Source organism: Bradyrhizobium sp. USDA 3650 (assembly GCF_054057395.1).
Window position 1 is genome coordinate 3862578 of sequence record NZ_JBSRZG010000001.1, and the last position, 22480, is coordinate 3885057.

Below are 22480 nucleotides of genomic sequence, written 5' to 3' on the forward strand. Positions count from 1 at the left end.
GCGCTGAAACATACTCAACGAACCCAACACAACTACTCTCGGAATCTGCCGAGGGCCGGAATTCGTTTCCGGAACCGGCGAATCCTTGCGACGTTGCCCTTGACCAAAAGTGAGGAGCCGAACATGGCGAAGGCAGCGAAGAAGACCGCGCGTGGACGCAAGCAGGACCGGGCGCGCGTCGCCGGCGGACAGAAGTACGAAGTCGGTTATGAGGCGAAGAAGACCGGACGGTCGGCGCCCGCCGTCAAGAAGGCGGTCAAGAAAGTCGGCAATTCCCGTAAGCGGGTCGAGAAGCGTCTCGGGCGCTGATGTGCAGCCGGCGGCTTCTTCTGGTGCTGCCGTCTCAGATCCGGCAGGAGAAGCGGGTGAAGGCGGTCATCGTCTGCTTTCGCGGCTCGACGTCCCGCAGGTAGATTTCGGTCCGCAGGAACGTGAGCTCGTCATCGAGCGCGGTCTCGCAGACATCGATGTGCCAGGACTTCGGCCGACCGTCGCTGCCGTCGTTCCATCGGTACCCGCGCTTCTTCAGCGAATCCTTTAGCTCGAACGGCGACTGCTCGGCCCAGATACGGACCGTCTTCCGGCGTGCCCTATCGAGCAGGACCGCGAGCGCCGGCGCGCCGGTCGTCGGGAGCGTGAAGTCCAGGATCTCCAGCAAAGCGTGGCAGTCGTCTACGGCCCTGTGGGCCTGGTGGAAATATCCGGCTCCGTGCAGCAGGTAGCCGAGTTGCGCGCCGGCGAAGCCGTGGTGGCGCCAGTCGATCTGACTCATGCTGCAGCCCCAAGCCTTGTGCTCAAGCACGGGCCAGTAGCGTTCGGCGAATTTTCTGTCGAAGCCGCTGTTGTGGGCGATAACGATGGCGGCACCTTCCACGAAGGCGGTCACGGCGGCATCATCGAATCTGTGACCAGCGACCATATCGTTGGTGATGCAGGTCAGCCCGGTGATCTCGGCCGAGATGGGCTCCGACGGCTCGTTGAAGGCGGAGAACGTGTCGCGGACGCCGACGATGCGACCATCCGGGGTGTATTCGAACTTGACCATGCCGAGCTCAATGATCTCGTCCATGGCGTGATCGAGGCCGGTCGTCTCGGTGTCGAGCAGGATGCCGGTCCGGGTTTCCCGCCCTGACGCCGGCATCGACGTCGGCCGCGGCACCAGGCGGCGCAGCACGCGGTAGTCCGGTGACCTGGCCAAAGTATCGGCCATCGCGGCCAGATCGGTAGTGTCCTGAAGCATCGATTCCCCAATGCAGCGCTGTGTTCGCGGACCGGTGTGACACAGGATGGCTTCACGAGGTACCGGGAAACAGGGAATTCACGGCGTTTTCAGGCGTGCCGACTTCAATTGAGCCGCGTTGAGGTTGTCACGTCCCAGGTGCGTGTGGCGTGCGGGGGCGACCGGCTTTATTCTGCCTGCGCCGCGGCGTTCGGCGGCTTGTGACCCGCACGGAGTGCAGCCCAGCGAGCTCTTCCAAAGGGGACGGACGAGAGATTAGGAACTCGCGTCAGCCGGCGAAGTTTTGCGGGCCAAGGACAAGGATTCCGCCAATGGCCATTCTGCTTCTCTGCGGCGGTTCGGCTCTACTCTTGGGCGTTGCGGGTGCCATGATCTATTTCACGCGGGGGTCACTCCGATAGTGGCCTGAGGGGCCGACGGCGCCGTTTTTTTAAACTAGCTAAATGCGGGAACCAGCCAGCTTGCCCCCAATGCCGGAATGGAAGATTCGCTACTTGCCAAATTGCAGATCGCGCGGGAGGACAGTAGCAGGTTGCGCGATGAGGCCCGCGCGCTTCTCTCCGCTTTGAGAGAACAACGCGCACTTCTCCGGCTTGCACGGGCCGACTCGGCATCGGCCCGGGCGGAGTTGATCGCGAAGCGAGCAGATAGGCCCCTGTCATAGGCCCTAGCTGACCTGCCGCGCGCAGCGGACCGCTTCAGACGCTTAGCCGTCTTGCCCAATCTCATTCAGCGTACCGCTCTCGCCTTCATCAACACGGAGAGATGGGAGCCTGCGGCGATTACGGAGAAAATTACTATTCACGCTCGAACGGACCGGTCCCGGACGGGAGCGCTCATCCGCACCAACTGCGAGGACACGATCCCCGCAGGTGGGCGGACAGCCCGCTGAGGCCCGCCGGCAAAGTGAGCGGCGCGTCCCTAGAATAGATCAGCTGCGATGTTGAGGCCGTAGTCATAGCGGCCGCAAGCAAAAGCAAAAGCCCGAGTCCGCAAAAGATCAGGATGATTTTCAGATCCTCGGCCTCGACCTGTATGCCCGTCGAGCGCGAGAGCACCTTCACCAGTGCGGCCATCATCGGTCTCCTCCGAGAAGGCGGCAGCATAGCCCCAGCGGTCTCGCCAAGTGTGAGCCAGCTCTCAGGTCAGGTAGCCCTCCACTCGTCTAGCGGCTATATCGGCTCGACGTGACCATTCGCGGACTTTGCCCTCGCACGATCAAAAAGATGAGGCTGTGGACCGGGCGTGCCGTGTCGGAACCAAGCACCCGCAGTCGTCTTGAATCGGAGCCACCTCAACGGAGTTCCGCGTATCATGGCCCCCCGCGCCAATTGGAAAGGCTTTCTGAGGCTCTCGCTCGTCACCTGCCCGGTGGCGCTGTACCCTGCCACCTCAGAGTCCGAGAAGATCAGCTTCAACCAGCTGAACCGGGCGACCGGTCATCGCATCAAGTACCTCAAGGTCGACGCCGACACCGGCGACGAGGTCCCCAACGAGGACATCGTGAAGGGCTACAAGGTCGATACCGACACCTTCATCGAGGTGACGAAGGAGGAGCTCGAGAACGTCGCCCTGGAATCCACCCGGACCATCGAGATCGACGAGTTCGTCGACAAGACCGACATCGATCCGCGCTACCTGATCCGCCCCTATTACCTGCGTCCCGACGGCAAGGTCGGGCACGATGCCTTCGCGGTGATCCGGGAGACGATCCGCGAGATGGACAAGGTCGCGATCGGGCGCCTGGTGCTGACGAGCCGCGAGCACATCATCGCGCTCGAGCCGCTGGACAAGGGGCTGATGGGTACGCTGCTGCGCTACCCTTACGAAGTGCGCGATCCCAAGGAATATTTCGACGAAATCCAGGACGTCAAAGTCACCAAAGACATGCTGGACCTGGCCCGGCACATCGTCGAGCAGAAGGCCGGCAATTTCGACCCCGACAAGTTCGAGGACCAGTACGAAACGGCGCTGGTCGAGCTCATCAACCAGAAGCGCGCCGGCAAACCGATCGTGCCGAAGGATCGGCCGAAAGGCGAGAACGTCGTCGATCTGATGGACGCGTTGCGCAAAAGCGTCGGCGGCGCGGCGACGGAGAGCAAGTCTTCGAAGAAGCCGGCCAAGAAGGCGAAGAAGGCTGCGGCCGGCCAGAAGGAAATGCTAATGCCGATCGCGGGCAAGAAGCCGGCGAAGGAAGCAGCGGCAAAGAAGCCCGCGGGCAAGCCGCAGCGAAGGTCCGCCTGACCCAAGATTAGGAGAGCGGCATGGATATCAAGGAAGCCTCGGCGATGACGGAAGCCTCCGGGCTGGTGAACGAGCAGGAGCCGGCCGCAGAAGCGCGCCGGCCGCGATCGATTCAAGACGCCGCCGCCGGTTGGGCGGATCAACTCCGCAAGGCCACCGTTGAGGCGCCGCTTCAATCGCTGGCCGTCGCCTTCGTGCTCGGAATGTGGTTTAGCCGCCGTCGGTGAACGAGAGCGATGCCGGCCGGCTGGTAGTGTCTTCTCGCGATCTTGCGGGCGTCTGCACCCCCGAAGGAGGCGGGAACCCCCGCCGATCCGCCGCGGTTTCGAGCAGATCTCAGGCGGGCTCTAGCGGCATCGAGAACAGGAATCGGGTCTCCTCGGGCGACGAGGTCACGGTCAGAGTTCCTGCATGCGCCTTGGCGATTTGGGATGCGATGTAGAGACCCAAACCCAGTCCTTGGCGGCTCGCCCGCGCCTTCCCGCGAAAAAACGGCTCGAACAGCTTATCCATCGTGTCAGGCGGGATAGGCTCTCCGGCATTGGAGACCCAAAGCTCGAAGGTGGCCCCGGCCGTAGCGGCACGAACGACGACGGGCTTGTTTGCCGCTCCGTGTGTCAGAGCATTGCCCAGAAGGTTGGACAGGAGCTGGCCGATTCGGGTGCGATCGCATGGTATCGGCCGATCTATCTTGAAGTCGGTTTGGATTTCCCGCCCCGCCGAAGCCAGTCGGAGCTCATCGACGACCTGCGTCAGGACAGGTTCGAGCGGCTTGTCGGCATCCGTTTCCAGAGCAATGCCGCCGCCCAGCCGGCCGCGCGCGAAGTCGAGCACGTTGTCGATCATCGCAGCCATCCGCATGATCGTGGTCTGCATCATTGCGATGATCTGGTGCTCTTTTTCGCTCTGCGCGGTCCGGTCGAGGATGCGCGCGCCGGCGCTGATGGATGCGAGCGGATTGCGAAGGTCGTGGCCGAGCACGGCGATGAACTGCTCGCGCAACTCGGAACTCTGATGCTCGAGGCGCAGCACTTCCTTGGTCGCCCTCTCGGCGGTGACCGCCAGCTCGCGGGCGGCCAGAAGCTCCTGTTCGTAGCGCCGCCGATCCGTCGCCTTGATCAGCGCAAGACGTATCAGCAGCAGCTTCCCGTCCGGATCGCGGCGCTCGTTCGCGTTCGCGATCATCTCCAGCGGGGTATCGTCCGCAGCGAGCATGTCGATGGCGAATTCGTGGAAGGAGCCCTGCATCCGCAGGAGGGGCATGATGTGCGTCTCATAGTAGATGCGGCCCGGGATCGTGAGGAAATCGCTGAAGCGCTTCCCGATCATCTGCTCCGCGGAATGCCCGCTCCACTCCAGGAAGGTCCGGTTCACCTGATCGACGCGGCCGTTCGCCTGCACGGTGATGTAGCCGCAGGGTGCATTCTCGATCAGATCCTGGAAGTCGGGAGCGGAGTCGTCCACTAGACAAAGGTCCGCATCGCATCGACGACTTCGTCCGGCGCGCTGAGGTTGGGACAATGGCCGGTCGCCTTCAGAACGATCATCCGGCTTTTTGGAATGCTGCGGTTCACGTAATCGCCTACCTCCTGCGATGCGATGATGTCCTCGCTACACTGCAGGACCAGGGTCGGAACGCTGACGAACGGAAGATCCTTGCGGTTGTCGGAAGTGAAGGTCACGCGGGCGAATGCCTTTGCGATCTCGGGATCCGTTCGGCAGAAGCTGTTGGTGAGCTCGGCTCCAAGCTCTGGGCGATCCGGATTGCCCATGATCGCCGGCGCCATCTGCGCGGACCAGCCCATATGGTTGGATTCCAGAAACTGGAGGAGCTCCTCGATCTGCTTTGCGCTGAACCCGCCCACATAGCCTTCGTCGTCGATGTAACGAGCGGAGGGGCCGATGAGCACCAGCTTGCCGAACATGCCGGGCGCCTTCTGAGCGGCGAGCACCCCGATCATGCCGCTGACCGAATGACCGACGAAGACGGCGTCCTGGAGATCTAGCTCGCGGCCGATTTCCACCACGTCGTCCGCATACCCACCCAGGCTGGAATACTTGCTCCGGTCGTACGCCGACAGATCGGAGCCGCCGGCGCCCACGTGGTCGAACACGACCGTTCTGAAGTCCTTCTCGAAGGCTGGCGCCACGAACCGCCACATGTTCTGGTCGCAGCCGAAACCGTGAGCGAACATCATCGCCCTGCTTCCGGCTCCCCGGACGTGGACATTGTTTCGTTCGATCACGCCCGCCATCCGTAGCCTCTTCTTTTTTCCGCGAGGTTCTTGTGATCGTAGTCGCGGCCGCGTGGCTCGCCAACCGATCTCTTCCTAGACCGGCCGGAGAATCCGGGGTCGAAGCGGATGTCTCCGCTTTCAACCGAAGCTCGGCCTTTCCTTGCCCATCGTCCTGATGGCCTCGACGATCCGGTCCGGATGGTACGGTTTGTGGAGGGTCAAACTATCCGGGACCGGCCTGGCCTCGACCGGGGAAAAGCCGGTCACGTAGATCACGGGGAGCCCTGGATCGCGCTCTCGGCACCGCTCCGCGATCTGCCAACCGTCGATATGTCCGGGCAGCTTGATGTCGGTGACGAGAACGTCCGGATGTTTCGTTCGGCACAGTGACAGTGCCTCCTCGCCTTCTCCGGCCTCGATCACGTTCCAGCCTTCGTCCCGCAGCGCCTCGACTACGAATTCCCGAACGAGCGGATCGTCCTCGACTACAAGTATACGCACCGGACGACCCTCAAGAATATGATTCGCAATCAGTTTCGAACGTCTGAGGTACCGGGAGGTTCCGCTGCTGCCGTTCTTGGTCGAACGGCTACTCCCCGGGCTGGCACTCCGGGCAGGTATCGCCGATCGAATCCAGCACTTCGCGGACCTCCGAGACCGCCTGCGACGGAGACATGCCAGTCGGTGGCTCTTGCCTGGCCATATCCAACGCGTGCTCGCGCGCATGCGGGTCGGCGCGGTCCTTCGCCCAGCCGTGCTCTTCGCATTCGTGGATGGCGCCCGCCTCCTGCAGCACGTGGATAGCCCAGCCGCGTAGCGTGCGGACCGCTTGGGGTTTTTCCTTGGTCATCAGCATCGAGATAACTCCTGCCGAGACGAATCCTTGGGCCCCCCGGCTCGTTCCTGCGGGTAGTACGGGACAGGGATTCCGAAACGCGGTGGCTCCGCTTTGTCCACGTGTTCGCCGCCCTTTCCTTAAACTAGCTAAATGCGGGAACCGGCCAGCTTTCCCCCAATGTCGGAATGGACGATTCACTACTGGCCAAATTGGAGATCGCGCAGGAGGACAGTCGCAGGTTGCGCGATGAGGCCCGCGCGTTTCTCTCCGCTTTGAGAGAACAACGCGCACTTCTCCGGCTTGCACGGGCCGACGCGGCATCGACCCTGGCGGAGTTGATCGCGAAGCGAGCAGACCAGCTCCCCTGACGGGAGAATTTCGTCTGCACCAACTGCGAGGGCGATCCGCTGCACGACCCCACCGCCTGCAGGTGGGCGGACAGCCCGCTGAGGCCGCCGGGAAAGTGACGGCGCGTCGCCTAGAACAGATCAGCTGCGGTGTTGAGGCCGCAGGTCATCGCGGCCGCAAGCGACAGCAAAAGCCCGAGGCGGCAAAAGATCAGGATGGTTTTCAGATCCTCGGCCTCGACATGCATACCCGTCGAGCGTGAGAGCGCGTTCACCAGTGCGGCCATCATCGGTCTCCTCCGAGAAAGCGGCAGCATAGCCCGCAAAGGCGTCGGCGAATGTGACCATCTCTCAGGTCCCACAGCCCCCGACGTGCCGGCGGCGAAGTGGACACGGTCGCGATCTGCCTCCTAGCACAATCAAAAATGAAAGGTGGAGAGGCCTTGCGTGTCGGAACCAAGCTCCGCCGCTCATCTTGAGCCCGCGAAATGAACTCGCGACAGACAAGGCTGCCGAGCCTGCGTCAGCTTTTCGAATTCAACAGCAAGTATTCGTCGGAACGGACAGGTCCTCCAAGATGACGCAGCCGCTCGCGGGGCCTCCGGCACATCTGGACGAACAGCTTTCCGCGAACTCGGCCAGGCTTTTTTCGAGTGCACGCAGTTCGACCAGCTTTTTTCTCACGCCGACGAGATGATCCTCGGCAAGGTCCTTAGCCGCAGTGCAGTCTCGTTCCGGATTTCCTATCAGCTCGACGAGCTCACGGACCTGCTCGATGGGAAATTGGAAATCGCGACATCGTCGAATGAAGATGAGACGCCGCAGGTCGGAATTCCGATAGACCCGATGCCCGCCGGGGCCTCGGGAGGGCTTCGGCAACAGTCCGACTTCCTCATAGTAGCGGATGGTGGCGACGTTGCAGCCGGTTTGGGCCGCCAGGGTACCAATGGTGAGCGGCGACGCGTCGAGGGGCATGATCTCTCCGAAACGTGACTTGAACCTCAAGTTACTTGAGGTCCCAGGGTCCCGGCAAGAACAACCCAGACAGGCTCACGTGATGATGAATGCGATCAAGCTCGCGGCCGCCGGCGGTCTATGAATGCTGTGCTGCGCGCTGCCGATTTCCGCTGTCCTCGCGGGCGGCATCTTCCAAGTCGGCGCGGCGAGTTGGGGCGTTGCCGGCGGCCTAGGGCTGCTGGCGGCGGCTGCGGTCGGCGCCCTGTTTGCCGGCCGGAGAAGGCTTGCGAAGCCCGATGTGCCAACTTGTCAATGTTCGTCCCCGGGACTTCGGCTCGACGAGGTCGCCCCGCCGATCGCGTGCACGTTGTCGGCCTCCAGCTACCACGAACGTGTGAAGTCAATCCGAGCGCTGGCCTCGCACTCGCTGATTTCGGCGCGCAGGGGACCGCTGTCACTGCATCTGGTCTACGCAGCCGACGCCCTCGGCGAGGTCCGCGCTCTCGTCCGCGCCGAGCAGTCCTGTTGTGCTTTCCTCGACATCCTGACCATCGAGAAAAATGATGGCGTGCACGTCACGATCACGGCGCCTCCCGACGCAGCCCTGGCTGCCGAGGACCTGTTCAACCATTTCGCACCCGAACTCGCTCATCAACAAGTCTCATAAGGAATCGACCATGAACATCGACCGCCGCACCCTCTTACTCGCCCTCGCCGTCACGGCGCTGATTGCTCCCCAAGCTCATGCGTCGAATGGGCTGCCGTTCGACACCGCCGCGTTCAAAGCTGCCCAAGCGGCCGGGAAGACGATCGTCATCGAGATCACGGCAAAGTGGTGCGGCCCGTGCCAGCGGCAGCGACCAGTCGTCGCGAAAATGCTGGAAAAGCCGGAATTCGCGCACCTGACGATGTTCGATGCCGACTACGACGCGCACAAGAAGGAGCTTCTCGAAATCAATGCGCTGCAGCTTACGACGCTGATTCTCTATCGCGGCGGCAAGGAGGTCGCACGCTCCTCCGGAGCGACCAGTCCCGAGGCGGTCGAGGCGTTCTTCCGGAAAGCGCTGTAGGGCGGTCATAATGGAGCTTTTCAGCATTCCGCTGGCACTGATTGCCGGCCTGTTCTCGATCCTCTCGCCGTGCGTGCTTCCCTTGCTGCCGATCGTGCTCGGCGCAGCGGTCTCGGAACACAGATACGGACCTGCCGCTCTCGCCGGCGGGCTCGCGCTGTCGTTCACCGCTATCGGAATGTTCGTCGCGACAGTCGGTTATGCCATCGGTCTGGACGGGGAGGTTTTCCGCAAAGTCGCGGCTGTTTTGCTGGTTGCGGTGGGGGCCGTGTTGGTCGTGCCGAATTGGCAGGCGCAGGTGGCGCTCGCTGCGGGGCCGATCGCCAATTGGACCGAGCAAAAATTTGCCAGCGGCCGGTCCGGAGGCCTGGGAGGACAGTTCGGCGTCGGGGTCCTACTCGGTGCCGTCTGGAGCCCCTGTGTGGGTCCGACGCTGGGCGCGGCATCCGTACTTGCGGCACAAGGTCGAGAACTTGGGCACGTCGCGATGACCATGTTCGCCTTCGGAATCGGTAGCGCGCTGCCGCTCCTCCTAGTTGGTGTGCTGTCTCGCGAATCCTTGATGCGCTGGCGTGGCCGCATGCTTTCGTTCGGCAATGGCGGCAAGGCCATTCTCGGCGGCGTGCTCATCGCCAGCGGGTTGCTGATCCTGTTCGGTCTTGATAGGGCTCTCGAAACGGAGCTGGTCCAGGTTCTTCCGTCGTTCATGGCGGATTGGGCGGGACGCTTCTGAAGGAGCAGCGCGAGTGGATTTGGCGTGATCACGGTTCTGTCTTATGCAGGCGCCGCTGTCGCGGAGATCGCAGGATGTTTCGCGTTCTGGGCCTGGCTTCGGCTGGGCAAGTCAGCACTGTGGCTCGTTCCAGGCATGGCATCGCTGGCTCTCTTCGCCTACCTGTTGACGCTCGTCGACAGCGACGCCGCCGGCCGGACCTACGCTGCGTACGGTGGCGTGTACATCGTCGCGTCTATCTTGTGGCTGTGGATCGTCGAGGGGCACCGTCCGGACCGCTGGGACGTTACCGGCGGTTCCATCTGCATCGTCGGCGCCGTCGTGATCCTCCTGGCGCCCCGGCCTTGAGATTGACGTCATTCACGGAGGTACTTGGGCGGTCCGGGGCCATTGTCGAGCTTAGGCCTCGCTAAGGCGTTAAGTGGTCAGCGCCGGGTCTTCCTTTACGCCGCGGGCTACGATCCGAAGCGCCCCATCCGGGAGCGGCCGCTGCAGCTTCAGCGCCTCGTCCGGAGGCGCGGTCATCCAGGTCTCGACCTCTTCCGGCGTCGTCAGGATCACCGGCATCGCCTTCGGGTGGATGGCGCCCACCTCGGCGTTAGGTTCTGTCGTCAGGAAGGCGTAGAGGTCGTTGGTGGTCTCGCCTTCCTTGACCTTCCGGACCGACGTCCAGTTGGTCCAGATTCCGGCGAAGCACGCGAGCGGACGGGTCTCATCAAGCGCAAACCAGATGTCGCCGCCTTCGGCTTTGTTGAACTCGCTGAACGAGTTGAACGGCACCACGCAGCGGTGCTCTGGACCCAGCCATCGCGTCCAGTGTTTGCTCTTCACGTTGCGGATGTTGGTCGTGCCGCCATCCGGCTCCATCCGGAGCAATTCCTTGAAGTCGATGGTCTTGCCCTTCGCTTGGAGCTTCTCCGCCCGCTTCTTCGTCGCGTCCATCAAAGCTTTCGACGACGACGGCATTCCCCAGCGCGCTGTCGCGAGCTCGCGGCCGTCGGCGCCGGTCCGGACGATCGGCGCCCTATAGTCCGGAAACACGCCGGGCATCGGGGCCAAGTTGCCGACGTACCGGTTGACGACGCGGAACAGCGCGCTGATGGCGGCCTGGTTGGTGGTGATTGAGTACAGATTGCACAAGGTCGTCAGTTCTCCGGATCCGGATGGCGGGCCCGTGGCGCCAGCTGCAGTAGCTTGGCCGGCGGCCGGCGGCCCGCCTTAGCACACTTGCTGCAGCGAAGACGGCTCGCCAGGTCGTGGACGAAGGTGGTGGGCGGATGGCGTAGCGCGGCCATGTCGACGTCGCGCTTCGTCCTGCAGCGCTGGCACTCGATCTCGATCCATGGGTATCCCCCATTCAGGGCCTGGTCGATCGTGGGCGACGGGTCGAGCGGCTCGCCGGTGGCCCACATGCGCTCGTTCCAGGATTCACACAGCAGCTTGTCGGCCGTCCGGATCAAGGCCTCGCCCTTCGCGCGGGCTTCGGCCGACTGCGCAGCGAGGATCGAGGTCATCGCCCGGGCCCGGCCGAGTTCCTTGGCAAGAGCCTTGCGGTCGCCTCCGGACAACGGGGTTGGGTGGTGCTTGGGGGCCATGGCCGCCCCGCCGCCGGGCTAGGCGCCGTCGAGCGACGGCCAGCAGCCGTCTTCCTCAAGGCGCCCGGTACGCTGCGTGCAGGTGTTGTCCAGCAGCCTCTGCCCGACGTCCTTCCAGAGTGCCTGCGGGCCGTACAAGCGTGTCGCGTCGGCCTTCTGGATCTCGACGATCCGCGCGCAGCGGCGGCAGGAAACCCTAAGCACGTGCTGTGGGATGTCGGTGAGCCGCCGCATCCGTATGCCGGGGCTGGAGCCTCTGTCGTCGGCGGGAGCCTCCCGTAGGAGGGCCTCCCAGTATTCGGCCGTTAGCTCGTCGGCTGGGCCGATCGACCGCCCTGGTGCGACGTTTTTGCCGACGGCCGTGGCCAGCTTGTCCATCTGCTTCGGGGTCGGCATGCGCCAGCTCGCGGGTCGGTCTGTCATGTCTCCATTAGAACATAGCAAGAACACGCGAGTCCAGCCCCGCCGAATGCGCAGCAGCATTTGGGATTAGGCTCACGGATCGATTCTGATTTGCTGGCAGCGATGGTACACCGCTCTGCGGAGCCGCCGAAGGCTGGCCCCGCAGGATAAGCGAGTGGGCGATGGCCACATTGTCGGGCGAGAAACGACGTCATTTCAGGCACTACCTGGAGCTACGGCTGCGGCGGTCGCATGGGAATGCCTTCCAGGACCTGACTGCCGCGCGGATGGCTCGAATCCATGGCGAGAATTTCGTTCCACAATGCCCGTGGGCAACAAGGGCGACCTGTCCTGCGATGGATACTTAAAGTCGCCTCCCACGGTCTTCGCTTGCTATGGACCCGAGAACGGCGGTTCGTCGCGCCAGCCGTCTGATATCGTTTCGAAGGCGACGTCAGACTATTCGGGGGCAGTGGATAAATGGCCGGCAATAAAGGAGTGGACGTTCGTTTCGAATTATATGGGCGTTGTCCCTGCACCCGTGACGAGTGCGCTCGAAGACCTGTCAGCGGACGGCAAGGTCGTCGTCAGGTATTTCGGATGGAACCGCTTCGAGCATCATCTTCTGGAGATGGACGCAGAGGTTGTTGAGGATCTAATTGGCGAGATACCAGTGACGGAGGACTACATCCGCCTGCAGCCCGCCGCGGTCCGGCAAGTCGTGAACTCGGTCGCGGCTGCGTTTTCGCTGAAGTATCTCGGCGAAATGACGAAGCCGGTCCCAGTGAGCAAGCTGGAGATCAACGAGATTCCAGCGTGCCACGCGGCAGCCATCAAGAACGGCCTGCTGGCGCGTGACGTCGTGGAATCCTGCGTGCTCGAGGACGCGGACGCGTCGCTTGCCACCCGACTGTCCGTGGCGTTCAAGGACAAATACAAGGAGCTTCGCGCCCAAGGCTTTGATCCGGGCCAGATCGTGGACAAGTTGGCCGATTTCGCGCTGGCGGGGCGCTTGGGATCGACGGAGGAAATGACCGCCTCATGGGCAGTTATCGCTTACTTATTCGAGAAGTGCTCGATTTTCGAGGATAAGGTTTCCAGGGGTGCGTCGTGATATTGCCAGGCAAGCACATCAGTGCCGACCGTAGCCTAGTCGTTGTCGGCGGCGACATTCTCGCTGTGCTGGGTCGGCCTTCTACCGTGTCGGAGATATGGGACGCGGTCCGCGCCGCACGTGCAGCCCGAGAGCGCGCAACGCCGCTCGCCTACGACTGGTTCGTGTTGGCACTGACGTTTCTCTTTGCCATCGCCGCGATCCGGGTCGAGGGCGATAAGATCATCGCGGACAAGCCGTCATGATCCTGTCGATCAGCAGCAGCATCGAGACGTTCAAGACTGTGCGGCTCCGCCGCGGTCTTAACGTGCTGCTGGCCGACATCGCTGGCGAATCCACAGAAGGGCACACGCGCAACAGCGCGGGAAAGTCGAGCCTTGTGGAGATCGTTCATTTCCTGCTCGGCGGACAAGAAGACCTCGCTTTTCAAGGTTCCGGGGATTGCCGAACACTCTTTCGCCGCCGTATTGCGCATCAACGGGAAAATCGTGGCTGTCACCCGTCGCTGCGACGACGTCCGCCGAATCTACATCGACGAGAAACGCGCGCGGCGGCTCGGCCTCGAGTTGCGTCGGGAGGAAGGAAATGGGCAACCGTTCGTCGCCCTCGACGACTGGAAAGAATATCTGGGCTGGGCTTGGTTCGGTCTGCCACGCCATCCCATGGGAACGCCGTTTGCCTCCAAGCATGCGCCTTCGTTTCGAAAGCTGATCGGCTATTTCGCTCGTCGAAGCCGCGACATCGGCTTTGCCCATATCGATCGTTATTTTGCCGCTCAGCCTGCGAGCGACGCACAGATAGCGCTGTCCTACTTACTGGGATTGGATTGGCAGATACCTGCGGAAATGAAAGAGGGAAAGGAGCGACGCGAGACGCTCGGCAAGCTGCGCAAGGCGATCAAGGAAGGCGAGCTCGGTAGCATGTTCGGCACGTCGGCATCGATCCGGCCCGAATTGGTACGGGTAGAGGAGAAGGTCGAACGCCTCAAGCGCCAGAGCGAGAACTTTCAAGTGCTCGACAGCTACAAGGAGCTCGCTGCCGAGGCCGCCACTTTGCGAAACGAACTGTCGCGGCTCTCACTCGACCTCTCCCGCGCTCAGGGGACGATCGCCTATCTCGACGGGTTGCTCGTCGAAGAAAAACCGCCTGCTTACACCGCTGTCCAAACGCTCTACCAGGCGGCAGGTATCGAGCTGCCCGAAGTGGCGCTACGGCGTTTTGACGAGGTCGAACGCTTCCAGGCATCGGTGATCGAGAACCGTCGTACATATCTCCGCGAACAGATGGAAGAGGTCCGCATGGAGATCGCCGAACTCGATCGTCGTTCCGCCGAAGCCGGTCAACGTCGGTCGGACATCCTGAATTTCCTGCACGGCAAAGGCGCGTTCGAAGACCCTGTCGTTGGGCGTGTAGTCCTTCCTCGCGTTCTGCAGCAATTCCTGCCCGGCGAGCTCCTTGGCCTCGACATAGGAGCGGAGGAAGGAATGAAGCCGGTCGCCGACGAGGTGGACTCCCTTCCGTTGCAGGAAGGCCTTTGCTTCGGGACCGAACGTCACAAATAGATGCGGATCGAGCGGCCCGATGGGGGGCCGTTTGCGCCTGGCATGTTCCCTCAGCGACCGTTCGACTTCGGCCGGCGTGCCCGGCTCGTCGCGGCGGGCCGCCACCGTTTCCTTGTAGAATTCGCCGGCGAGCGCGGTGATCTGGAGATGCGTCAGCTGCGTCGGTTGCTGGCCCACCAAGCTGGCGCGCCATTGCCGCTCCAGCTTCAGGTTCTCTTCCTGGCAAAGGATCTTGGCCTCTTCCAGATCGCCCGTGCCCAAACTGAACTTGATCTCGGCAGGCATTCCGAACATGCGGTACTTCGCCGGAATGCGGCGTCTGAACCAATAGACGTTCGAGCGCGGATTCTTCCAAGGGCCGATCACGACGAGTCTCACGGTGACCACTCCTGTGTACCACCGGGACTTTTCGGAAAGCCTTATTTTATAGGTAAATGCGGAGTTTCAGGCACTTCCGCGAGCCCGTGGCGGAGAGAGTGGGATTCTCTGCCTGGGTGTAAATCGGGGTAGGGGCCGACACCGATGGGCGAGCTAGAATATTGTTCCAGCAAGCGGCGATGGGTCAACCTTGGACGCCTCTTCACACTCGGACAACATGCGTAGCTTGGCACGCCGTCGTACTGGTCGCGGCGCGAACGATTGTAGCGATGCGGGGTGAGGCCTACTCCCTAGCGACCACGGCATCTAGCCATGCGCAATTCAGGGGCGGCACGATCGGATCGGGCGCACGTACGCCGCGTGCCGCCGCGTCAATCCGCATGTCGCGTAGGCGCTTCCGCTGCTCATCGGGCATGTAGAGGCGCTCATGCCCCCAGAGCGACGGTCCATCGAACGTCTCGTGCGGTTGCCAGGTATCCGGATCGATGACGCGAGCGCCCCATCCGTACTCAACGAAGAAGCCAGACGGCGTGTTGACGTAGAACGAGGTCATATGGTCGTTGGTGTGCCGCCCCAGGGTGTAGGCGACCCGCCCGTCATCCAGCTGCGCAAGATCATAGCCTTGCCCAACGTCGTCAAGGCTACCGAGCTCGACCATGAAGTGGTGCAGCGCCCTCCGGCCCGACCCTACCATTGCGAAGCTGTGGTGGCGGCCGTTGACATGGAAGAAATATAGGCCGTAGGGCTTGAGCCCGAAATCGGAGACGTGGAAGCCGAGCACGTCGCGATAGAATGGCAGCAGCGGCTCGACGTCTTCGACGTTCAGAACCACGTGTCCCATCCCGAGGGCGCCGGTACGAAAGCCGGAGATCGGCCGCCCTGGCCGGAACGGCTCCGTCGCGAGCGCCGGCTGGCAGAACGCCTCAAGCCGGTTGCCCGCGGGATCCGCGAACTGGATCAACTCGCGCACATGGCGTTCATCGGCCAGCGCGCGCGATCCGCGCGTGACTTCGACGGCATGGCTTTCCAGCCTGGCGGCGAGACGATCGAGCTCCGCGGCTGTCGGAACTTCCCAGCCCATCACTGTGAGACCGGCGTCGTTGCCGCCGTCGACAATCAGACGCTGCTTTCGGTCATCCATCCGGAACGCTCGCGTCTTTCCGCCGCGATCGACCTGCTGCATGCCGAGCAACTTCGTCGCCATGTGACTCCACTGATCCAATTGCGACGAGCCGATGCTGATATAGCCGAGTGCGGAGATCTCCATCCAGGCTCCTCCATTGTGTTCATCGCGTCTGTTGGCCGCGCGGCGGCTCCGCCGGAGGTTGATGCCGACGCACCGCGATCGTACACTAAGTTTTGCGGACGCCTCGCGTTTGCAACACGTTAGGCTCCGTACCGTCCGGCACAAGGAAGGAAATTGAATTGTCCAAGGAGCGGACGCGCGACGAGCAACCGAAAGCCTCGGCGGGTGTACGCGCTTTCAAGCGCGGTCTCGACGTCCTCACCGAGGTAAATAAGTCCGGCGGCATGAGGGCCGCCGACGTTGCACGTGCACTTAGCCTCCCCCGGCCGACCGTCTACCGGCTGCTCGAGACCCTCGAAGAGCTCGGTTATGTGGCTCGCTCAGCGAGCGACGACCGCTTTCGCGTGACACGGCTGGCCTCCAGTCTTGGCGACGGTTACGATCCGAGCGTCGTGATCTGCCAGGCGGCGGCGCCATATCTCGGCGAGTTGAGCAAGGCCCTGGTCTGGCCCGTCGACCTTTCCACCTACGAGAACGCCGCAATGGTGGTCCAGGAGACCACCCATTCCCGTAGCCCCATGTCGATCGACCGCGGCATGATTGGCAAACGCCTGCCCATCCTGCGGACATCGGCCGGTCGGGCGTACCTGGCAGCCTCAGCGGCGCGCGAGCGAGACTTGATCGTCAATCATTTGCGGCGGATCGACGAGGTGGAAGATCGCCCATTTCTTGGGGGGAACTGGCTCGAACGCATGATCGCCGAGACCCGTGAGCGTGGCTACGCAGTCCGCAATGAGGGCGAATACAACCCCAAGACCGCCTCGATCGCCGTGCCGATCGTTCGAGAGGAGGCTGTCTTCGGCTGTATTTCGATCATCTGGATCCGTTCCGCCCTGTCCTTGGAGGAGGCCGTTTCGCAGTTCTTGATTCCCATGCGCAAGGCGGCGGCCGAAATTCCGATCAACGGCTAGTTCACCCGTACGGGCAGAGAAGCCAGACCGCGTAGCACGTTGTTCAAGGCGAGCACCGGCTCGCCGATATCGAAGCTGCGCACCTTCTCGACCAGCACTTCCAAGAGAGCCGTCATTTCGAGACGAGCCAGATGCACGCCGGCACACATGTGCGTCCCGTTTCCGAAACCGAGGTGGTCATTGGCGCGCCGGCGCACATCGAACCGCTCCGGATCTTGCCATTTCCGCTCGTCACGATTGGCCGACGCGTACAGCAGCAGCGCCCGGCTTCCGCCCGGAATGAGCACATCCGTGACGGTTGCGTTCGAGCTGACACAACGCGTGAAGCCGCGAATTGGAGATTCCAGGCGCAGCGCTTCGTTGATGGCGCTTGGGATCAGCTTCGGATCTTCACGGACCAGCTGCCATTGATCCGGATGTCTGCCGAACAGCAGGATCAGGTTAGCCGTCGCAAAGATCGTCGTGTCCAGGCTGGGGCCGAGATAATCCCGCATCAGGACAGGACAACGCTCCGGCTCGACTTCGCCACGATCGGCTGCCTCGAAAATCCGTCTGCCCCAGCTCCCAGGCCGCAATCGTTCGCGAATATCGGGGACGCCGAGGTAGGAGCGCATCTCATGTATATCCCCCATGGCGGCGCAGCCTCGCTCGTTCATCGTGCCGAGCACGTTGAACGTTGCCGACGCCCACCTGAGCATGCTGCCGCGCCCGTAATCTTCGAGACCGACCAGCTTCGACACGATCGTAAGGGGCAAGTACTGCGCCAGATCTGTCACAGCATCGAATTGCTTCCGTTCCACGAGGTCATCGACGAGCCGCCTTGCTTCTGCCCGGATCTGAGGACCGATCTCCTCGAGGGATCGCGGCGACAGGGGAGCGCCGATGATCGCCCGGAGCCGATCGTGCAAAGGCGCATCACTCGCGAGAGTCGTACCTCGCGACATTTCGTTGACATTGCCGTTGGCTGCGACGCCATCCGCTGACGAGAAGACGGTTGGGTTCCGCAAGGCCGCTCGGACCTCGTCGAAGCGGCCGATGGCGTAGAGATCGTGTCGCGGAAGCCAGACGGCGGCGCCGAGCTCCCTGAGCCTTCGGTAGTGAGGATAAGGATCACGAAGAACCTCGTCACTGTAGAGATCGACGTCGTAGGTAGGCACATCCAAGTGGGCTATGTTCATGACCTTCTGTCCGCTTGCATGCGCGTATCAGCGGACCGCGGTCCACTCGCCCTTTTCGAGCTTGCCTAGAACCAGTGCGCTTTGATCCAGTCCGGTGTGATCATCGGGTCCGTAATTGTAGACACCCCGCGACCCCGCGACGCCTTTCAAGGATTCGATCGCGGAACGCAGAGCCTCTCTGAATTCCGGCGTGCCTGGCTCGGCGGTCTTCAGAGCCATGGGAGCGGCCTTCTCGAGCAGAAGCAAGGCGTCGTAGGACGACCCCGCGAAGATGTTCCGACTTCCCGCCCCGAACTTCGCCTCGTATTGCCGGATGAATTCCAGCGCGGACTTCTTCGCGGGATAGTCGTCGGGGAAGGACGCGGCCCCGACGGCGGGGCTCAGCGGGACGAAGATCCCATCGCCCTGCGCACCGGTGAGCTTCCGGAAGTCGCCGAACGTCGCGCCTAGCGTGCCGTAGATCTGGCCCTCATATCCTTTCTCGCGCAATTGCAACAGCGGAAGGGCGGCTGGCGCGCCTGACGCCGCGATCAGTACTGCATCCGGACCGGCTGCGACGATTTTCAGCACCTGTCCCACAACCGTGGTGTCGGTTCGTGCATACTTCTCGTTGGCGACGAGCTCGATGCCGGCGGCCTTGGCCATTTCGGCGCTGACCTTGCTCCAGGCATCGCCGTAGGAATCGCCGAAACCGATCAGAGCCAGCTTTTTCACCCCGGACCTCTTCATGTTGGCGAACAATGGCGTCGCTTCATGATCGTCGTTGGTCGTGGTCTTGAACACCCAACGCCGCCTGGCGTCGACTGGCGCAACCAGCGCGTTGACGGGCGCCAAGGTGATCATGGGCAGCTTATACTCGACCGCTGGCTCGATCACCGCGAAGGAGGCGGGTGTCGTAGTCGGCCCAATCAGGAGGTCAATTTTGCTTTCCTCGTGCAGCTTGCGCAGCGCAGAAACGGCGGCCGTAGCATCCGAAGCCTCATCAAGGAACAAGTAATTGACTTTTTTACCCCCGATTTCGGTGGGACCGAAGGCTGTTCCGCTGCGCTCGGCGTTGCCTATGGCTGCAGCGGGACCCGTCGCCGACAGAATGATTCCAACGTTGATGTCGGCGGCAAAGCTCGGCGCAGCAAACAATTGCATCACAAGGCATGCACGCAGCACGGATCGCAGCATCGTCGTTTCCTCCGCTTTGGACTGCCTCGGCCGATCAGCCTTATTGGCTTTGCTTTCTCCCTAGCGAAACCGGAATGCTTGCGCGTAGCATTATCGCTAACTTGTCCGGCTGGCGGACAAACGGCCGCTGGATGGGCTCGTCCGCTGTGCGGACACTTGGCAACACGACCTTGAAGGTGGCGGGCGGCTGGGAAACAGATGGAGTCATGCAGGATGGGTATGCCTTCCAGAGCTATGATGTCGTGATCATCGGTCGTGGCCCCGTCGGGGCCACGCTCGCTAATCTGCTCGGCCTATGCGGAGTCAGGACGCTGGTGCTGGAGCGCGAGGCTCGTGCCTATCATCTTCCGCGCGCGGTGCACTTCGACGACGAATGCATGCGCGTGTTCCAAGCCATCGGCCTGGCTGAGGCGATCCTGCCCCACGTAATCGTCAGTCCTGGCATGCTCTTTCTCGACGCCGACGGCCGCATGCTGCTGGATTGGTCGCGGCCCCTGACGCTAACTCCGCTGGGCTGGAACCTTAGCTACCGCTTTCACCAGCCGGATCTGGAGGAAGTGCTGATCGGCGGCCTGCAACGTTGGCCTCACGTGGCAACACGCAACCGTTGCGACGTGTTCGCGCTCGACCAGGATGAGACCGGCGTGCGGGTGCGCTACGAAGATCTCTCGAACGGGCAGCTCACCGAGGTCCGCGCCCGCTATGTGATCGGTTGTGACGGCGCCCGTTCGTTGGTGCGCCGCTTCATCGGATCCGGCATGGACGATCTCGGGTTTCACGAGCGATGGCTCGTGGTCGACGTGCTGCTCAAGCGAAACCGCGACGATCTCGGCGACTACAGCCTGCAGCATTGCGACCCCCGGCGGCCCGCCACCTATGTGCGCGGCACCGGCACGCGCCGCCGTTGGGAGATCACGGTTCTACCCGACGAGGATACGCAGGGCGTCACCCAGCCGACAAAGGTCTGGGAGCTGCTGTCGCGCTGGATCACGCCCGAGGACGCTGAGCTTGAGCGCGCCGCGGTCTACACTTTCCACTCCACCATCGCGCAGCAATGGCGCGACCGCCGCCTGATCCTCGCCGGCGATTCAGCCCACCAGACCCCGCCCTTCCTGGGGCAGGGCATGTGCGCCGGTATCCGCGATGCCGCAAACCTTGCCTGGAAGCTCAGCGCCATCCTAAGCGGCCATGCCGACGCGCGCCTGCTCGACACCTATCAGAGCGAGCGCCAGCCGCACGTCCGCGAGTTCGTCGAGTTGGCCATTCGGCTCGGCGGCTTGATCAACACCAAGGCGGTCGAAGCCGGCCTCGCCGCCGGCCAAGCACGCGAGAACGCGCCGGTCAAACTCGAGGTGAAGAAGCCCCTGCTCGGCCCCGGGCTTGCGCTGTCGGATCTACCAATGGCCGGACATCTCGCGCCACAATTCACGCTGCACGATGGCCGACGCAGCGACGACGCCATCGGTTACGCTTACGTCCTTCTCACCGAGTCCGCCGGCGCCATCCCCCGGCCGTTGCAACGCGCGTTCGGCGATAACGGCGTGTCGATGCTCACCGGCGACGCAGCCGCCGGCGTCGGCACCTGGTTGCGCGACAACGGCCTCAGGGCCGCCCTCGTCCGACCCGACCGCTACGTGGTCGGCGCCGCCAGTAACGACGGGGATCTCGACCGGCTCGCCGCCGCCGTCATCCTTCCAATCCACGTGCCTTCGCGGCCTGAACACATTCCCGAGGATATCCCATGAAGCTGCTTTCTTTCATCGCCGACGGCCGCGCCTCCTTTGGCGCCATCAAAGACAACGGCATCGTCGATCTTGCCACGCGCATGTCCGGTTGCACCTCGCTGCGGCAGTTACTCGAAACCAACCGCGTCGCCGAGGCGGCCAAGCTGGTCGTGGCATCGGCGCCGGATCATGGGCTCGAAACGATCGCCTTCGCGCCTGTCATCCCAGACCCCGGCAAGATCATCTGTGTCGGTCTCAACTACCACGATCACGTCGCCGAGACTGGCCGCACCGTCACCGAGAAGCCGGCGTTGTTCGCGCGCTTCGCCTGCAGTCAGGTCGGCCACATGCAACCGATCGTCAGGCCGAAGGTCAGCGACAATTTCGACTACGAAGGCGAACTCGCGCTGGTCATCGGCAAGGAGGGCCGACATATCCCGGCAGACCGGGCGCTCGATCATGTCGCCGGTTATGCCTGCTACAACGAAGGAAGCATACGTGATTGGCAGCGTCACACCAGCCAGTTTCTGTCGGGTAAGACTTTTGCCAACAGCGGCAGTTTCGGCCCCTGGTTGGTGACAGATGACGAAATCCCCGATCCATCGAAGCTCACGCTCCAGACCCGCCTAAACGGCACCGTGGTGCAGAACACCACGACCGATCTGTTGATCACCGCGATCCCCGAGCTGATCGCCTACATCTCCGCCATCTGCCCCCTCGTCCCGGGCGACGTCATCGTCACGGGCACGCCGGGCGGCGTTGGTTTAAAACGCACGCCGCCGCTGTGGATGAAGCCCGGTGACACCGTCGAGGTCGAGATATCTGGGATTGGCGTCCTCCAGAATTCAGTGATAGCCGAGTAGGCATCCGCCGAGTTGAGGAAGCGAAGGGCTGGCACCATCGCAGCGATCGGGTGGGAGCACGCTACTGAACCAAGCGGCCATACTTCATCCGATTTTCGCAAACGTGTCTCTAATGCTTCGAGGCAGCGCGCCTACTTTCTCGCCGCGAGCGCTCTCGACGATATGCCGGGCGAGATCGAACATGTCCTGGGTTTTTCCAGCATTCAGCAGCATCTTACCGCTATCACAACCGCCCAGACCGATTTCGCGAAGTCGTCGTTCGAGGCCAGCAAGGCCTATTTCGAAAAGCTTGCAGCCGAGAAGTCGCCCGACAGGTTCACGGAATTGACAGCCGAATACGCCAAATCCGCACAAGAAATGTTCTTCGCCGAAGCGACCAAGATCGGCGAGCTTTACAGGACCTTTGCGCAGGAAGCCTTCAGGCCGATCAATTCAAGCTTTCTGCCCATCGTCAACTTGGACCTGCACGACTACTCTGTAGAGCGCAACGTGTCGGCGGGCGCCTTGTGCTTTGATCGAATTCAGGCTGGCTTCTTTTCGTCCTCGAAGAAAAACTGCTGCAAGGCATGAGTTTGCATGCGCAGCCGGTGGGCAGACTTCCGGCA

At 62.6% G+C, this 22480-nt stretch carries 28 protein-coding genes and 1 pseudogene; 13 read left to right on the top strand and 16 right to left on the bottom strand.

Features of this window, described 5'->3' with window-relative positions:
- Positions 1 to 123 precede the first annotated feature (123 nt).
- Positions 124 to 309, top strand: a complete 186-nt coding sequence (locus ACVIN2_RS17930; RefSeq protein ID WP_456766548.1) for a DUF3606 domain-containing protein — start codon at positions 124 to 126, stop codon at positions 307 to 309.
- Between the two features lie 34 nt (positions 310 to 343).
- Here the strand turns inward: ACVIN2_RS17930 and ACVIN2_RS17935 are convergent, their stop codons facing one another.
- On the bottom strand, positions 344 to 1240 hold the full coding sequence (locus tag ACVIN2_RS17935) for a 3'-5' exonuclease (protein ID WP_456766549.1): 897 nt from the start codon (positions 1238 to 1240) through the stop codon (positions 344 to 346).
- 836 nt (positions 1241 to 2076) lie between these two features.
- On the bottom strand, positions 2077 to 2319 hold the full coding sequence (locus ACVIN2_RS17940; RefSeq protein ID WP_456766550.1) for a hypothetical protein: 243 nt from the start codon (positions 2317 to 2319) through the stop codon (positions 2077 to 2079).
- A gap of 235 nt (positions 2320 to 2554) precedes the next feature.
- Here ACVIN2_RS17940 and ku point away from each other — a divergent pair, with 235 nt between their 5' ends.
- Positions 2555 to 3484 (top strand): non-homologous end joining protein Ku, encoded by a 930-nt coding sequence (gene ku, locus ACVIN2_RS17945; protein ID WP_456766551.1) that lies wholly within the window; start codon positions 2555 to 2557, stop codon positions 3482 to 3484.
- Positions 3485 to 3504: 20 nt separating this feature from the next.
- A complete protein-coding gene (locus ACVIN2_RS17950) occupies positions 3505 to 3711 on the top strand; it encodes a hypothetical protein (RefSeq protein WP_456766552.1) in 207 nt (68 codons plus the stop codon).
- A 109-nt stretch (positions 3712 to 3820) separates the two neighbouring features.
- On the opposite strand, the gene ACVIN2_RS17955 is transcribed toward ACVIN2_RS17950, so the two are convergent.
- The 7 genes from ACVIN2_RS17955 to ACVIN2_RS17985 form a co-directional block, all read right to left on the bottom strand.
- On the bottom strand, positions 3821 to 4948 hold the full coding sequence (locus ACVIN2_RS17955) for a PAS domain-containing sensor histidine kinase (protein WP_456766553.1): 1128 nt from the start codon (positions 4946 to 4948) through the stop codon (positions 3821 to 3823).
- Entirely contained in the window at positions 4948 to 5739 is a 792-nt protein-coding gene (locus tag ACVIN2_RS17960; RefSeq protein WP_456766554.1) for an alpha/beta fold hydrolase, read from the bottom strand. Before ACVIN2_RS17960 ends, ACVIN2_RS17955 begins: the two co-directional genes overlap by 1 nt.
- Before the next feature lie 120 nt (positions 5740 to 5859).
- Positions 5860 to 6222 (bottom strand): response regulator, encoded by a 363-nt coding sequence (locus tag ACVIN2_RS17965; RefSeq protein WP_456766555.1) that lies wholly within the window; start codon positions 6220 to 6222, stop codon positions 5860 to 5862.
- Between the two features lie 88 nt (positions 6223 to 6310).
- The gene (locus tag ACVIN2_RS17970) at positions 6311 to 6577 is read right to left on the bottom strand and encodes a hypothetical protein (protein ID WP_456766556.1); all 267 of its coding nucleotides are present in this window, start codon (positions 6575 to 6577) and stop codon (positions 6311 to 6313) included.
- A 460-nt stretch (positions 6578 to 7037) separates the two neighbouring features.
- Positions 7038 to 7196: a hypothetical protein gene (locus ACVIN2_RS17975; protein WP_456766557.1), complete on the bottom strand. Its 159-nt coding sequence runs from the start codon at positions 7194 to 7196 to the stop codon at positions 7038 to 7040.
- 247 nt (positions 7197 to 7443) lie between these two features.
- On the bottom strand, positions 7444 to 7881 hold the full coding sequence (locus ACVIN2_RS17980) for a MerR family transcriptional regulator (RefSeq protein ID WP_456766558.1): 438 nt from the start codon (positions 7879 to 7881) through the stop codon (positions 7444 to 7446).
- Between the two features lie 436 nt (positions 7882 to 8317).
- Positions 8318 to 8515 (bottom strand): hypothetical protein, encoded by a 198-nt coding sequence (locus ACVIN2_RS17985; RefSeq protein ID WP_456766559.1) that lies wholly within the window; start codon positions 8513 to 8515, stop codon positions 8318 to 8320.
- Between the two features lie 25 nt (positions 8516 to 8540).
- On the opposite strand from ACVIN2_RS17985, the gene ACVIN2_RS17990 reads away from it, so the two are divergent.
- The 3 genes from ACVIN2_RS17990 to ACVIN2_RS18000 are packed head-to-tail and all read left to right on the top strand — an operon-like array spanning position 8541 to position 10014.
- On the top strand, positions 8541 to 8933 hold the full coding sequence (locus ACVIN2_RS17990; protein ID WP_456766560.1) for a thioredoxin family protein: 393 nt from the start codon (positions 8541 to 8543) through the stop codon (positions 8931 to 8933).
- A gap of 10 nt (positions 8934 to 8943) precedes the next feature.
- Positions 8944 to 9666: a cytochrome c biogenesis CcdA family protein gene (locus ACVIN2_RS17995; protein WP_456766561.1), complete on the top strand. Its 723-nt coding sequence runs from the start codon at positions 8944 to 8946 to the stop codon at positions 9664 to 9666.
- 24 nt (positions 9667 to 9690) lie between these two features.
- Positions 9691 to 10014, top strand: coding sequence for a YnfA family protein (locus tag ACVIN2_RS18000; protein WP_456766562.1), 324 nt, complete (start codon positions 9691 to 9693; stop codon positions 10012 to 10014).
- 69 nt (positions 10015 to 10083) lie between these two features.
- Here ACVIN2_RS18000 and ACVIN2_RS18005 read toward each other — a convergent pair whose 3' ends face one another.
- The 3 genes from ACVIN2_RS18005 to ACVIN2_RS18015 are packed head-to-tail and all read right to left on the bottom strand — an operon-like array spanning position 10084 to position 11684.
- Positions 10084 to 10806, bottom strand: a complete 723-nt coding sequence (locus ACVIN2_RS18005) for an SOS response-associated peptidase (RefSeq protein WP_456766563.1) — start codon at positions 10804 to 10806, stop codon at positions 10084 to 10086.
- Between the two features lie 5 nt (positions 10807 to 10811).
- Positions 10812 to 11261: a hypothetical protein gene (locus tag ACVIN2_RS18010; RefSeq protein WP_456766564.1), complete on the bottom strand. Its 450-nt coding sequence runs from the start codon at positions 11259 to 11261 to the stop codon at positions 10812 to 10814.
- Positions 11262 to 11279: 18 nt separating this feature from the next.
- On the bottom strand, positions 11280 to 11684 hold the full coding sequence (locus tag ACVIN2_RS18015) for a hypothetical protein (protein ID WP_456766565.1): 405 nt from the start codon (positions 11682 to 11684) through the stop codon (positions 11280 to 11282).
- A gap of 301 nt (positions 11685 to 11985) precedes the next feature.
- On the opposite strand from ACVIN2_RS18015, the gene ACVIN2_RS18020 reads away from it, so the two are divergent.
- The 3 genes from ACVIN2_RS18020 (at position 11986) to ACVIN2_RS18030 (ending at position 14339) form a co-directional block, all read left to right on the top strand.
- A complete protein-coding gene (locus ACVIN2_RS18020) occupies positions 11986 to 12777 on the top strand; it encodes an ABC-three component system protein (protein ID WP_456766566.1) in 792 nt (263 codons plus the stop codon).
- Positions 12774 to 13022 carry an ABC-three component system middle component 6 gene (locus ACVIN2_RS18025; protein ID WP_456766567.1) on the top strand — a complete coding sequence of 83 codons (249 nt, stop codon included), beginning with the start codon at positions 12774 to 12776 and terminating at the stop codon, positions 13020 to 13022. Before ACVIN2_RS18020 ends, ACVIN2_RS18025 begins: the two co-directional genes overlap by 4 nt.
- Positions 13023 to 13154: 132 nt before the next feature.
- Positions 13155 to 14339 carry an ABC-three component system protein gene (locus tag ACVIN2_RS18030; protein ID WP_456766568.1) on the top strand — a complete coding sequence of 395 codons (1185 nt, stop codon included), beginning with the start codon at positions 13155 to 13157 and terminating at the stop codon, positions 14337 to 14339.
- Positions 14340 to 14534: 195 nt separating this feature from the next.
- Here the strand turns inward: ACVIN2_RS18030 and ACVIN2_RS18035 are convergent.
- A pseudogene (locus ACVIN2_RS18035) lies at positions 14535 to 14726 on the bottom strand (DUF6538 domain-containing protein); the annotation flags it as partial.
- Positions 14727 to 15000: 274 nt separating this feature from the next.
- On the bottom strand, positions 15001 to 15984 hold the full coding sequence (locus ACVIN2_RS18040; protein WP_456766569.1) for a VOC family protein: 984 nt from the start codon (positions 15982 to 15984) through the stop codon (positions 15001 to 15003).
- 158 nt (positions 15985 to 16142) lie between these two features.
- Between ACVIN2_RS18040 and ACVIN2_RS18045 the strand changes: the two genes are divergently transcribed.
- Entirely contained in the window at positions 16143 to 16934 is a 792-nt protein-coding gene (locus ACVIN2_RS18045; protein WP_456766570.1) for a DNA-binding transcriptional regulator, read from the top strand.
- Here ACVIN2_RS18045 and ACVIN2_RS18050 read toward each other — a convergent pair.
- Both ACVIN2_RS18050 and ACVIN2_RS18055 read right to left on the bottom strand, forming a co-directional pair.
- On the bottom strand, positions 16931 to 18112 hold the full coding sequence (locus tag ACVIN2_RS18050; protein WP_456766571.1) for a cytochrome P450: 1182 nt from the start codon (positions 18110 to 18112) through the stop codon (positions 16931 to 16933). The genes ACVIN2_RS18045 and ACVIN2_RS18050 overlap by 4 nt on opposite strands.
- Before the next feature lie 27 nt (positions 18113 to 18139).
- A complete protein-coding gene (locus tag ACVIN2_RS18055) occupies positions 18140 to 19288 on the bottom strand; it encodes an ABC transporter substrate-binding protein (protein WP_456766572.1) in 1149 nt (382 codons plus the stop codon).
- Between the two features lie 206 nt (positions 19289 to 19494).
- Here ACVIN2_RS18055 and mhpA point away from each other — a divergent pair, with 206 nt between their 5' ends.
- From mhpA to ACVIN2_RS18070, 3 genes are all read left to right on the top strand, one after another.
- A complete protein-coding gene (gene mhpA / locus ACVIN2_RS18060) occupies positions 19495 to 21033 on the top strand; it encodes a bifunctional 3-(3-hydroxy-phenyl)propionate/3-hydroxycinnamic acid hydroxylase MhpA (RefSeq protein ID WP_456769750.1) in 1539 nt (512 codons plus the stop codon).
- Positions 21030 to 21875 (top strand): fumarylacetoacetate hydrolase family protein, encoded by an 846-nt coding sequence (locus tag ACVIN2_RS18065; RefSeq protein ID WP_456766573.1) that lies wholly within the window; start codon positions 21030 to 21032, stop codon positions 21873 to 21875. Before mhpA ends, ACVIN2_RS18065 begins: the two co-directional genes overlap by 4 nt.
- Positions 21876 to 22037: 162 nt before the next feature.
- Positions 22038 to 22445 carry a phasin family protein gene (locus ACVIN2_RS18070; protein WP_456766574.1) on the top strand — a complete coding sequence of 136 codons (408 nt, stop codon included), beginning with the start codon at positions 22038 to 22040 and terminating at the stop codon, positions 22443 to 22445.
- The last annotated feature ends 35 nt before the right edge of the window (positions 22446 to 22480 follow it).